The sequence below is a fragment of the Dietzia sp. DQ12-76 genome, assembly GCF_014145045.1.
Taxonomy (GTDB): Bacteria; Actinomycetota; Actinomycetes; order Mycobacteriales; family Mycobacteriaceae; genus Dietzia.
In genome coordinates this window covers 1-12020 of sequence record NZ_JAALDV010000369.1, presented here as the reverse complement: position 1 = coordinate 12020, position 12020 = coordinate 1, and the positions used below count along the sequence as shown (strand labels likewise).

The following is a 12020-nucleotide window of genomic DNA, read 5'->3' as shown; positions in this document are numbered from 1 at the left end:
TTCGCCACAATCGCTGTCGCCGGCGCCGCCACCGCCGGGCTCTCCGCGTGCGGGTCGGACGATCAGCAGGACCAGACCGGGCCGGCGGGGGCGTCGCCGACCGCGTCCGCGGTGATGACCACGACGCCCTCCGCCCCTGTTCCCGGGCCGGCCGAGTCCATGATCGACATCCCCGCGCCGGTGGCGGAGCGCTGGCGCGACCTCGGCGGCGAGACCGGCGAACTGGGCCGGGCGACCGGCCCCGCCTCAGATGTCGAGGGCGGTTCGATCACCGACTTCGAACGCGGGGCGATCGTCCTGACCCCGGCGGGACGCGCCTTCGTGGTGCAGGGTGAGATTCTCACCGCCTACCTCGAGGAAGGCGGTCCCGGCGGCGAACTGGGGTTCCCCACCGCGGACGAGGCCACCACCGATGGCGGATGGATCTCCACCTTCGAGGGCGGGGTCATCACCTACATCGACGGGGTCGCTGAGGTGCAGGTCCACTAGCGGTCGGCCTCGGCCGCACCGGGCGTAGGGTGGCGGTCACGCCCGACCCCCGAGGTGGTGCCCGACATGCCGGTGATGACGACCACGGCGTCCCGACTGCTGACCGGTGCCCGCCGCCGGGCCGGGCTGATGGTGCGCTCCCGGATCGCCGGAGATGACGCCGCGGAGCAGCGGCAGCGGATCTGGCACTCCGAGGGCGATCGGTGGAACTCTTCCGGGGACGCGATCTACGCGGTGCACGGCGACGCCTCCATGTTCGCCGGTGGGCTGACGGCTCTGCTGCTGCAGTCGCTGCACCCGCTGGCCATGGCAGGGGTGGCGGACCACAGCGACTACCGCGGGGACCCCTGGGGCAGGCTCCATCGCACCTCCCAGTTCATCGCCACGACGACGTTCGGGACGATCTCCGACGCGACCGACCTCATCCGGGCTATCAACGGCATGCACCGGTCCGTTGTCGGCGTCGACTACCGTGGCCGCCCCTACGACGCCCGCGACCCGCACCTGCTGAGGTGGGTGCACGTGGCCGAGATCTGGAGCTTCCTCGAGTGCCACCGTCTCTATGGTCGCGCCCCGATGTCGCCGGGGCGGCAGGACGAGTACGTGCGGCAGGCGTCACGTACCGGGATCATGCTGGGGGCGAGAGGCGTCCCGACGACCGTCGGGGAACTCGCCGCGGCGCTCGAGGAGTACCGGCCCGAGCTCGAGGCGTCTCCGGCCGCGCTCGACGCCCGGCACTTCCTGCTGGATGAACCGCCCGTGGGATGGACCGCTGGGCCCGCCTACGCGATGCTCCGTGAGGGCGCGGTCGCGGCGCTACCCCCCTGGGCACGCGGGTCGCTCGGCCTGTCCGACGGCCCTTTCGGCTCCCGGGATGCGGCGCTACTCCTCGGGAGGGCCGGCGTGTCGGCACTCAGGTGGGTCCTGGACGCCGTGGAGGGCTGATTCGGGGCTACCCTGTGACGATCCGACCCGCACGGGGTCGGGTTAGTCCCGTCGGCGGGGACCTCTCCCGCCCGCCCCAGTGAGGTGATCATGGCCGGTGGTCTCGCCGCCCTGCTCGACGACGTCGCCGTCCTGGCCCGGATGGCCGCGGCCAGCACCGACGACATCGCGGCCGCATCCGGACGAGCCAGCATCAAGGCCGCCGGAGTGGTGGTCGATGACACCGCGGTGACGCCGCAGTACGTCCGCGACGTGGAGCCGTCGCGGGAACTGCCCATCATCCGTCGGATCGCCACGGGCTCGTTGGGCAACAAGGCGATCATCATCGTCTTCGCCCTCGTCCTCAGCCAGTTCGTACCGTGGGTCCTCACCCCGTTGCTCATGCTGGGCGGTGCCTACCTCTGCTACGAGGGCGCCGAGAAGGTGTGGGAACGGATCTCAGGGCACCACGAGGAGGCCACGCCGGTCGTGGAGAAGGGTCCGGACGCGGAGAAGCGGATGGTCCGTGGGGCGGTGACCACCGACTTCATCCTCAGCGCCGAGATCATGATGATCGCGCTCAACGAGGTCGCCGACGAGCCGTTCTGGATCCGCGCGGCGATCCTGGTCGTGGTGGGCGTACTCATCACCGCGCTCGTCTACGGGGTGGTCGCGGTGATCGTCAAGATGGACGACGTCGGTCTGCACCTCGCCGGGAGACGGTCCCCCGGCACCCAGCGGTTCGGAAACGGACTGGTCAAGGCGATGCCGACGGTTCTCGAGGTGATCTCGTTCGTCGGAATGCTCGCGATGCTGTGGGTCGGTGGACACATCTTGCTGGTGGGCTTGGACGAGCTCGGGGCGACTGGCCCGTACCATCTGGTCCACCTCCTAGAGGAGCCCGCCGCCGCGGTCGCGGCTGTCGGGGGCGTTCTCGGATGGCTGGTCAACACCCTTTGCTCGCTGGTGTTCGGGCTGGTCGTCGGCGCAGTGGTGGTGGCCGCCGCCCACGTGGTCCCCCGACGGCGGAGCGGTTCGGCGCACTGAGTCTGCGCACCGCCGGTGCGGGTCGCCGGCGTCACCTAGTCTCGTGGGCATGGAACTGGCCCCCTCCCTCGCCCCCGTCGCCTCACTACTCGGCACATGGAGGGGGGACGGCGCGGGTGAGTATCCCACCATCGAGGATTTCGCCTACACCGACGAGGTCGTCTTCACGGATGTCGGCAAGCCGTTCCTGCACTACCTCCAGCGGTCGTGGAGCCCCGACGGCGCCCCCATGCACACCGAGACGGGTTACCTGCGCATCCCCGTCGTCGGAACCGCGGAGATGATCTTGGCGCAGCCCATGGGTCAGACCGAGCTCGCAGAGGGGACGGTTGTCGCCGAGGCGGACAGGCTCGTCCTGGAACTGACGGCCAGGGTGTCCAACACCGCCACCGCCAAGCGGGTGGACGCCACCACCCGCCGGTACGAACTCATCGGGGACAGGCTGATCACGACATTCGCCATGGCCGCGGTCGGCGTGCCCATGACCCACCACCTCTCGTCGGACCTGCGCCGGGTCTGAGCGCCTGCGACGGGTCTGAGCGCCGCGATAGTGTTCGAACGGTGGCTCCCGGGTGCGGTCGAGGTGACCATGGGAGTGCACACACAGTTCCGCTGACGACCGGGGAGGGATCGTGGCCGAGAAGAAGAACGACCAGCAATCGTCGAACATCAAGGACGAGAAGGTCTACCAGGCGCTGCGCGACGACGGGGCGAGCAAGGAGAAGGCGGCCCGGATCGCCAACGCCTCGGCCAAGAGCTCCCGGTCCGAGGTCGGGCACAAGGGCGGCAAGGCGGGTTCGTACGAGGACTGGACCGTCGACGAGCTCCGCGACAGGGCCGGAGAGATCGGGATCGAGGGACGCTCGTCCATGAAGAAGGACGAGTTGATCGAGGCTCTTCGCGACCACTGACCCGGGCGGCCGGACGGTCGACCGTCTGGTGACGGGATCGCGGTGATCGCGCCCCGCCACTACAGTCATGGGATGCGTACCGTCCTTCACACCAAGCTCGATGACTTCTCCGACCAGCTGGTCCGGTTCTGCGAGATGAACAATCGACTCCTGGACCTCGCCAGCGTGGCGCTTCTCGAGGGGGACGAGGTTGCGGCCACCGAGGTGATCGACGGCGCGGCCGAGGTGGAGGACCTCCGGGAGGACAGCGAGCAGCACGCCTTCGACCTGCTGTTGCTCGAAGCGCCCGTGGCCCGCGACCTGCGTCAGGTGGTCTCGGGCATCTACATCGTCGAGCACTTCACCCGCATGGCCGCCCTCACCGGCCACATCGCACGCGTCGCCCGCCGCCGTCACCCCAAGCCCGTCGTACCCGATCCCGTCGTCCCGACGATCCGTGAGTTCGCCGAGCGCGACTCGGCCATGGCCCGGAACCTCGGGCGGCTCCTGCCCACCAAGGACGTCCGCCTCGCTCGATCGCTCGACACCGAGGACGACGCAGTCGACTCACTCCACGCCGAGCTCATGAGGCAGATCTCCGCGGAGGACTGGCCCCACGGCTCGGTCGCGGCGGTGGACCTGGCCCTGCTCGCGCGCTACTACGAGCGTTTCGCCGATCACACGGTCAGCATCGCCAACCGCGTGGTCTACCTCGCCACCGGTGAGCGACCCGGGGGCGGCTCGCTGTCCCACCTCGACGACGGCACCGTCCTCGACTGACCCGACCAGATCTCCGATGTGAGGAGCCCGCCGTGTCCCGTCCCATCCACTTCGAGATCCACGCCTACGATCCTGCCCGGGCGTGCGCGTTCTACGCGGCCGTCTTCGGATGGACCTACCAGGACTGGAGCGACTTCGCCGGGTCACCGTACTTCGGCGTGACCTCCGGCCCCGAGGACCAACCGGGCATCAACGGCGCGATCATGCAGCGCCGCGGCGACGCCCCCGCGACGGGGTCGCCCGTCACCGGCGCCGTGCTCACGATGGGGTGCGCGGACTTCGACGCCACCGCCCGCACGATCCTCGACGCCGGTGGGACGGTGGCCATGGACAAGCACGCCCTGCCGGGTATGGCGTGGCAGGGCTACTTCCTCGACACCGAAGGGAACGTGTTCGGCATCCACCAGCCGGACCCCGATGCGAAGTAGGGCGACCGCATGACCCGGGTGTGAGCGCCCGGGCCTTGCCACGGTGGGCGCACCCACCGTCGCGGGTCACCTGCCGCCGCGGGGTCTCACCGGCAGATCGCGCCCGTCGAGGCCGACTGCACGAGCTTGGAGTACTTGGCCAGCACGCCTCGGGTGTACCGGGGAGGAAGCGGCTCCCACCCCGCGCGCCGATGCGCCAGCTCGGCCTCGTCGACCAGGAGATCGAGCGTCCCACGGGAGACGTCGAGGCGGATTCGGTCACCGTCTCGCACGAACGCGATCGGACCACCGTCCACCGCCTCGGGAGCGATGTGGCCGACACACAGGCCGGTGGTCCCACCGGAGAACCGCCCGTCCGTCATCAACAGGACGTCCTTGCCGAGTCCGGCGCCCTTGATGGCGCCGGTGATCGCGAGCATCTCGCGCATGCCCGGGCCGCCCTTGGGCCCCTCGTAGCGGATCACCACGACGTCCCCGGCGGTGATCGTGCCGTCCTCCAGCGCGTCCATAGCGGAGCGCTCGCGCTCGAACACGCGGGCCGTGCCCTCGAAGACATCGGAGTCGAAGCCGGCGGACTTGACCACGGCGCCCTCCGGGGCGAGCGACCCGTGCAGGATCGTGATGCCGCCGGTCGGGTGGATCGGCTCGGTCATCGCGCGCAGCACCAGCCCGTCCGGGTCCGGCGGGGCGATGTCCGCGAGGTTCTCGGCGACGGTGCGTCCGGTGACGGTGAGGCAGTCGCCGTGCAGGAGTCCCGCGTCGAACAGGGCCCTCATGACCACCGGCACCCCGCCGATCCGGTCGACATCGGTCATCACGTGGGCGCCGAACGGCTTGACGTCCGCGAGATGCGGCACCGTCGCGCCGATGCGGGCGAAGTCGTCGAGGGTCAGATCGACCTCCGCCTCACTGGCGATCGCGAGCAGGTGCAGCACGGCGTTGGTCGAACCGCCGAAGGCCATGACGACGGCGATGGCGTTCTCGAACGCCTCCTTGGTCATGATGTCGCGGGCGGTGATCCCCCGACGCAGGAGTTCGACGACCGCCTCTCCGCTCGCCCTGGCGTAGTCGTCGCGACGGCGATCCGGGGCAGGCGGTGACGCGCTGCCCGGGAGGGACATGCCCAGGGCCTCGGCCGCGCTCGCCATGGTGTTGGCGGTGTACATGCCGCCGCACGCACCCTCCCCGGGGCAGATGGCGCGTTCGATGGTGTCGACGTCCTCGCGGCTCATCAGACCGCGCGAGCACGCCCCGACCGCCTCGAACGCGTCGATGATGGTGACCTGCTTCTCCGTACCGTCGGAGAGGGTCGCGAAACCCGGCAACGTGGACCCCGCGTAGAGGAAGACGCCGGCCAGGTCGAGTCGCGCGGCCGCCATGAGCATCCCCGGCAACGACTTGTCGCAGCCGGCGAGCAGCACCGATCCGTCGAGCCGCTCCGCGCTCATCACCGTCTCCACGCTGTCGGCGATCACCTCGCGGGACACGAGCGAGAAGTGCATGCCCTCGTGGCCCATCGAGATGCCGTCGGACACCGAGATGGTGCCGAACTCGAGCGGGTACCCCCCGCCCGAGTGCACGCCCTCCTTGACCGCCTTGGCCAGGCGGTCGAGGGAGAGGTTGCACGGGGTGATCTCGTTCCACGAGGAGGCCACCCCGATCTGGGGCTTGACCCAGTCGTCGTCGCCCATCCCCACCGCACGGAGCATTCCGCGAGCCGCCGTCTTCTCCAGGCCGTCCGTGACGTCCCGGCTGCGGGGCTTGATGTCCACACCGTCGCGCGCGTGCGCCTTGTCGCCGTCGCGCGCGTGCGCCTTGTCCGTCTGCTGCGTCATACCGCCACCCTAGGCGGTGGAGGGCGGCGAATCGCAGTAGAGTCTCGACTCGTCACGCCGGCGTGAGCTCCAGAAGGCGACCGCCCGGTCCGTCCTCGAGGACCCAGATCGCTCCGTCGGGGGCCTCGGCGAGGGCACGGATCCGCTCGCCCATGTCCCATTCGCGGACGACCGTCGCGGTCTGGTCGTGCAGCTCCGCGCGGACCATTACCTGTCCGGACAGTCCGCCGACGAGTGCGCTGCCTCTCCACCCGTCGAAGCGGTCCCCGCGGTAGATCAGAAGGCTGGCCGGGGAGATCGCGGGCACCCAGTAGGCGGCGGGAGGTACGAACCCGTCGTCGTCGCCGTGGTCCGGGATGTCGCCGCCGTCGTAGTGCCTGCCCATCGAGGCCTCCGGCCACCCGTAGTTCCCACCCTCGTCGAGCAGGTTGAGCTCGTCCCCGTCGCGGGGCCCCATCTCGGACACCCAGATCCGGCCCTGCGGGTCCTCGGCGATGCCCAGGGGGTTGCGGTGGCCGATGGTCCACAGTTCCGCGGCGGAGCCGCCCGCATCGGCCCACGGGTTCCCCGGCGCGGGATCCCCGTCCGGGGTCAGGCGCACCACGCCGCCCAGGTTGTCGGCGGTGTCCTGGGCGGGGGTCTGCTCCTGGCGGTCTCCCGAGGTCACGTAGAGATGGTCGTCGTGGACGAGCAGTCGCAGGGCGTAGTGCCCGGTGCCGGCCGCGGGGTCCTGCTCCCAGATCACCTCGAGATCCCTCAGCTCGGAACGGTCCACGTCGAGGGTCCCGCGGCCCACCACCCCCTGGGAGCCGGCGGGATGGTCCCGCACCCAGCTGAGGTAGACGGTGCCGTCCTCGGCGTGGGTGGCGCCCGGTGCCACATCGTGCAGGCCCCCCTGCCCGCCGTCGTTCACCGGCGGGACCCCTGCGACCTCCGTGACTTCACCGGTGGTCTGGTCGCGGAGCAGGAGCTCGCCCCCGCGTTGGGTGATGAGCAGGTGGTCGGACCCGGGCAGGAAGCTCATCGCCCACCCCTGGTCGAACTCACCGTGTTCCGTCACCCGGAAGTCCTCGGCGGTGGTGGCGGTGGACGGCGCCTGTCCCGCCCTGTCGTCGGAGGTGACGGAGGTGGGCCCGCCCGTACACCCGGTCAGGAGGAGCGTCACTGCCGCCACCGGGACGAGAAAAGGTCGCATACTCCACGGTATCGACTCCGCGGGCGACCCGTCGCGCCCTCAGTCGTCGTCGCCCCTGGCGCGCTCGTAGCGTCGGAGGGTCTCCCGCCGCTCCTCGGCGTGGTCCACGATGCGCTCGGGGTACCCGTGGTCGTATCCGTCCGCCGCCCGCCACGGCTCGTGCGCGTCGGCGCCGGTCAGGTGCGCGAGTTCGGGGATCCACCGACGGACATAGTCGCCGTCGGGGTCGAACTTCACCCCCTGCGTGACCGGGTTGAACACCCGGAAGTACGGCGAGGCGTCGGTCCCGGTGCCGGCCACCCACTGCCACCCGTGGTTGTTGGAGGCGAGGTCCCCGTCCCTGAGGTGGTCCAGGAAGTGCCGGGCGCCGGTCGGCCACCACACGTGCAGATCCTTGACGAGGAAGCTCGCGGTGACCATCCGCACCCGGTTGTGCATCCATCCCTCGGACCGCAGTTGTCGCATCCCCGCGTCCACGAAGGGGTAACCGGTCAGCCCCTGCCGCCACGCCTCGACGAGTTCGTCGGTCTCCGGCCCCTCGTCGTAGTCCATCCCTGACAGCGTGTCGCGCAGGTCGCGCCACGCCGAGCGGGGCCAGTGCCACAGGACGTCCGCGTAGAAATCGCGCCACGCCAACTCGGAGACGAACCGGCGTGCGCCATCGGTGTCGGCGGCGGGATGGGCGGCGAGTTCGGCCAGGATCGTCCGCGGATGGATCTCTCCGTACTTCAGGTGCACCGACAACCGGCTCGTCGTGTCCAGGTCCGGTCGGTCGCGCTGGTCGCCGTACGAGGTCAGGTCCTCGGCGAGGAACTCCCTCCACCGGTCCAGGGCCGCCTGCTCACCCACCTCCTCCGCGGACCCCGAATCGCGTGCCCCCGTGATGTCGCGCGAGCCGCCGGTGTCGGGGTCCGCGGCCCACGCGATGTCCTCGGGGCGGGCGCCGGGCTCCGGCCACCCGTGGTCGTGCCAGGCCTTGGAGAAGGGGGTGAAGACCCGGTACGGTTCGCCGGACTTGTTGAGGACCCGTCCCGGTCCGACCGCGTAGGGCGACCCGGTCTCGAGCAGTTCCCGACCCGCCCCGCCGAGCAGCTCACGTGCCCTGTCGTCCCGTCGCCGGCCGTAGGGGGTGGACTCGCGACTCACGTGCACCTGCGCGGCGTCCACGGCCTCCGCGAGCTCCGCGATCACCTCGGCGGGATCGCCCGTCCGGACGACCAATGCCCCACCGGTGTCGGCGGACAGGGCGGTCAGGGAGGCCTCCAGCCGGTCGGTTCGGGCGCCGCCACGTTTCAGCAGCACCGGGTCACGCACGAACACCGGCAGGACCTCGTCCGCGGAGTCGACGGCCGCGAGGAGAGCGGGATGATCGCTGAGCCGCAGATCGCGGCGGAACCACAGGATCGAGATGCTCACGTCGCCTCCGGGTACGGTCTGGCTGTGGGCGTGCCCCGGAGTCCGCCCGGGCCCGCCGCCGTGGCTCGATTCTGGCAGAAGTGGCTACTTCAGCGAGGACGCCGAGGTGAAGACCGCTGACACCGCGCGGTCGAACGCGGACGGCCGGACCCGGAGCGCCCGCGCGGCCACGGGGTGCAGGAACGTCCGGATAGCGCCGGAGGGGACCGCGGCCGGCCACCACTGGCGCGGACGGAGCAGCTGCCCGCGGTAGTGCGTGAGCGCCGGGGTGACGGACAGCGCCCCGGTCCGGTCGCGGAAGTAGGCGTCGAAGTCCTCGACCGTCGGGGGCAGCGGTGTGTCGGAGATGCCGTAGGCGCGGTACCACCTGCAGCACGAGGCGTAGAGCGACCGGCGTTCCCCTGCGTCCAGTGGACCGCGGAATCTCGTGATGGTCTCGAACAGCGAGTCCACGTACGTGGCGTGTTGGAAGTGGAAGACCTGCGGGTCCAGCGAGTGGTAACGACGGCCGTCGGCGTCGGTTCCCCGGATGGTGTCGTGCGTGACCACGATGCGCCCCGGTATCCAGGACTCCGGATGCGGGTCGAACGCCATGTCGATCGTCGGGGGGACCGACCGCCGCTTGTGCAGCCAGACGAAGCCCGGGGAGGGCGAGTGCTCGAGCGTCGCCGCACTGATCGCGGGGTGCATCAGCTGCAGTGACACCGCGCGGGGCAGCATGAACAGGAACTGCCGGGACCGGAGGTGCTCGAACAGTCCGGGTTCCGGGGTGGCCGCGCCTCTCATGGGTGGTCCCGTCTCTTTCGTTCCGCCGGTGAGGTTAGTGGGCGAGAGCGGGGAAGTGGGGCACGACGTTCTCGGCCAGCTCGTGGACGACCTCCCGGATCGGCCGGCGGGACGCCCCGACCCCCAGCAGGACGTGGTTGACCCCGATCCCCCGCAGGTCCGCCAGGTGCTCGACCAGACGCCGGTGACCGATCCGGAACCCGAAACCGATCGGCGAGGCCGCCTCGTCCGGGTCCTCGGCCAGGTCGATCTGGAGCGATTGCGCGAAGGGACTGAACACCTCGTCGTCGTCGTCGGATCCTCCCTCCCGACTCTCCGCCACCACCTCGCGCCACCTCGCGGCGGTCCGGCGCTGCGCGTCGAAATCGCGTGGGTAGGTCAGCCATCCGTGCCCGTGTGCCGCCAGGTAGGAGATGCTCTGCTGACACGAGCCGGTCATGATCAGCGGCACCGACGAGGCGGTGGGCTTGGGGACCACGTCCGCGCTGTGCATCCACCCCCCGGACCAGCGGATCCCGCGCATCTCGGTGGTGAGGGCGTGGGTCATCACCGTGAGGTTCTCCCGGAACCTCTCCCCCCGCCGCCCCTGCTCCAGCCCGAACGCACGGAACTCCTCCGGCCGGTCGCCGGAGGCCACCCCCAGGAGGAACCGGCCGCCGGACAGACGGTCCAGGCTGGCCGCGGACTTGGCCACGTGCAGTGGATGGCGGACGGGCAGCACGACGGCCGCCGTCCCGAGGGTGATCCGGCTGGTGTGCGCGGCCACGTACGCGAGGAACACCCACGGATCGTAGACCTGGCCCACGTCGCCGAACGAAGGGACGCGAAGCGGGATGTCCCGGGCGTGGAGGGCGGCGAACCCTCCGTTCTCCGCGGCCCGGGCGACCTCGATCTGTGCGCTGATGTCCGGGCCGTCGACCCGGTCGGCGCGCGTCCGCAGCGGGAAGCCCAGCCCGAGGGTCAGTCGCCCCGCGCCGAACGTGCGACGGAACCCCGGGAGCCGCCGGGGGTCACCGTCGGACGTGTCGAGCGGCGAGGTGGTCATGTGCCCCACCCTCGCACGAGCCGGTCGACGCCGGTCGACGGCCTCGCGTGCGCGCCGCTCGTCTAAGCTCTCCTTCATCGATCGAGCGAGAGGCCGGACGTGACCACCACCATCCTGGCCTCCGAGGCGTCCCCCACCGAACTCGTCTCGTTGTTCTGGATCGTTCTGGCCGTCTGGGCGGCTCCGGTGCTGTCCGGTGTCACCCGCTCGTTCATCCCCGGCGTGGTGCTGCTCCTGGCGGGCGGGATGGTGATCGGCCCCCACGGTCTGGGCCTCGCGGTGGAATCCGGCGGTGTCGCGCTCCTCTCCGAGCTCGGTCTGGGGATGCTGTTCCTCCTGGCCGGGTTCGAGCTCGAGGTCTCCACCCTGACCGGGCGCAGCGGACGCCGGGCGGCCGGGACCTGGGCCGTCAGCCTCGTCCTGGCGGCCGGGGTGGGGTGGCTGGTCTCGGGACGCTGGGAGACGGCCGTGGCGATAGGCCTCCTGCTCACCTCCACCGCCATCGGTACGCTCCTGCCCATCCTCAAGGGGTCGGGTCACGACAGCACTCCCGTGGGCAGAGCCGTCCTCACCCACGGAGCGGTCGGGGAACTGGGACCGATCCTGGTGATGGCGGTGCTGCTCGGTACCCGCAGCATCGAGTCCTCGATCGCGGCGGTCGGATTGTTCCTCCTGGCCGCGCTCGTCATCCTGGCGGTGCCGGCCCGACTGCTCCACGTCCCCGCACTCGGCCGGGCGCTGTTGAGAGGCACCACCTCCACCGGCCAGCTGGCCATGCGCACGGTGATCCTGCTCCTGGCCACCATGATGGTGGTGGCCACGGTGTTCGGTCTCGACGTGGTGCTCGGCGCCTTCGCCGCAGGGATGATCCTGCGCCGGCTGGTCGACTCCCTCGGGGCACATCTGCGCGAGGCAGGACAGTCCCCGGATCGGGGGCTGGCCACGGTCCTGCTCCGCCAGCTGGAGACCGTCGGCTACACCGTGTTCATCCCGGCCTTCTTCGTGGTGTCGGGGATGAGCATCGACCTCAGGGCGGTGGCGGCCTCGCCGTGGGTGCTGGTGGCCGCCGTGGTGAGCATGCTCGTCCTCCGTGGCGGCGGGGTGTGGGTGAGCGAGACCGTCGCCCGCGTGAGCCCCGGCCTCGAGGGCCCGCGGGAGCGGGCGCGGGTGGGTCTGTACGCGGCG

General features: G+C 70.8%; 13 protein-coding genes. 8 read left to right on the top strand and 5 right to left on the bottom strand.

Going from position 1 to position 12020, the window contains the following annotated elements; genetic code table 11:
• The 7 genes from G6019_RS12520 to G6019_RS12490 form a co-directional block, all read left to right on the top strand.
• The coding region (locus G6019_RS12520) for an LGFP repeat-containing protein (RefSeq protein ID WP_194305703.1) at nt 1-489 on the top strand (489 nt) is incomplete at its 5' end.
• 66 nt (nt 490-555) lie between these two features.
• Complete coding sequence (locus tag G6019_RS12515; protein ID WP_182613837.1) at nt 556-1434, top strand: oxygenase MpaB family protein; 879 nt, start codon at nt 556-558, stop codon at nt 1432-1434.
• 90 nt (nt 1435-1524) lie between these two features.
• Nucleotides 1525-2460 carry a DUF808 domain-containing protein gene (locus G6019_RS12510; protein ID WP_107758135.1) on the top strand — a complete coding sequence of 312 codons (936 nt, stop codon included), beginning with the start codon at nt 1525-1527 and terminating at the stop codon, nt 2458-2460.
• A gap of 43 nt (nt 2461-2503) precedes the next feature.
• Complete coding sequence (locus G6019_RS12505) at nt 2504-2980, top strand: heme-binding beta-barrel domain-containing protein (RefSeq protein WP_182613836.1); 477 nt, start codon at nt 2504-2506, stop codon at nt 2978-2980.
• Nucleotides 2981-3092: 112 nt separating this feature from the next.
• Nucleotides 3093-3371 (top strand): DUF7218 family protein, encoded by a 279-nt coding sequence (locus G6019_RS12500; protein ID WP_107756776.1) that lies wholly within the window; start codon nt 3093-3095, stop codon nt 3369-3371.
• Nucleotides 3372-3443: 72 nt separating this feature from the next.
• The gene (locus G6019_RS12495; protein ID WP_107756777.1) at nt 3444-4130 is read left to right on the top strand and encodes a phosphate signaling complex PhoU family protein; all 687 of its coding nucleotides are present in this window, start codon (nt 3444-3446) and stop codon (nt 4128-4130) included.
• Between the two features lie 32 nt (nt 4131-4162).
• Entirely contained in the window at nt 4163-4558 is a 396-nt protein-coding gene (locus G6019_RS12490; protein ID WP_107756778.1) for a VOC family protein, read from the top strand.
• 86 nt (nt 4559-4644) lie between these two features.
• Here the strand turns inward: G6019_RS12490 and ilvD are convergent, their stop codons facing one another.
• The 5 genes from ilvD to G6019_RS12465 form a co-directional block, all read right to left on the bottom strand.
• Nucleotides 4645-6393, bottom strand: a complete 1749-nt coding sequence (gene ilvD, locus G6019_RS12485) for a dihydroxy-acid dehydratase (protein WP_194305701.1) — start codon at nt 6391-6393, stop codon at nt 4645-4647.
• A gap of 52 nt (nt 6394-6445) precedes the next feature.
• Nucleotides 6446-7588, bottom strand: coding sequence for a PQQ-dependent sugar dehydrogenase (locus G6019_RS12480; RefSeq protein ID WP_194305700.1), 1143 nt, complete (start codon nt 7586-7588; stop codon nt 6446-6448).
• 39 nt (nt 7589-7627) lie between these two features.
• Entirely contained in the window at nt 7628-8998 is a 1371-nt protein-coding gene (locus tag G6019_RS12475) for a cryptochrome/photolyase family protein (RefSeq protein WP_309230223.1), read from the bottom strand.
• A gap of 90 nt (nt 8999-9088) precedes the next feature.
• Nucleotides 9089-9790 (bottom strand): oxygenase MpaB family protein, encoded by a 702-nt coding sequence (locus G6019_RS12470; protein ID WP_182613835.1) that lies wholly within the window; start codon nt 9788-9790, stop codon nt 9089-9091.
• 34 nt (nt 9791-9824) lie between these two features.
• A complete protein-coding gene (locus G6019_RS12465; protein ID WP_182613834.1) occupies nt 9825-10835 on the bottom strand; it encodes an LLM class oxidoreductase in 1011 nt (336 codons plus the stop codon).
• Between the two features lie 99 nt (nt 10836-10934).
• Here G6019_RS12465 and G6019_RS12460 point away from each other — a divergent pair.
• A partial coding sequence (locus G6019_RS12460) for a cation:proton antiporter (RefSeq protein ID WP_182627717.1) occupies nt 10935-12020 on the top strand: 1086 nt, incomplete at its 3' end.

Bases quoted from the DNA above. Each gene is read 5' to 3' on its own strand.
- G6019_RS12515 (WP_182613837.1), top strand. From the start codon at position 556: ATGCCGGTGATGACGACCACGGCGTCCCGACTGCTGACCGGTGCCCGC.
- G6019_RS12510 (WP_107758135.1), top strand. From the start codon at position 1,525: ATGGCCGGTGGTCTCGCCGCCCTGCTCGACGACGTCGCCGTCCTGGCC.
- G6019_RS12495 (WP_107756777.1), top strand. From the start codon at position 3,444: ATGCGTACCGTCCTTCACACCAAGCTCGATGACTTCTCCGACCAGCTG.
- ilvD (WP_194305701.1), bottom strand. From the start codon at position 6,393: ATGACGCAGCAGACGGACAAGGCGCACGCGCGCGACGGCGACAAGGCG.
- G6019_RS12480 (WP_194305700.1), bottom strand. From the start codon at position 7,588: ATGCGACCTTTTCTCGTCCCGGTGGCGGCAGTGACGCTCCTCCTGACC.
- G6019_RS12470 (WP_182613835.1), bottom strand. From the start codon at position 9,790: ATGAGAGGCGCGGCCACCCCGGAACCCGGACTGTTCGAGCACCTCCGG.
- G6019_RS12465 (WP_182613834.1), bottom strand. From the start codon at position 10,835: ATGACCACCTCGCCGCTCGACACGTCCGACGGTGACCCCCGGCGGCTC.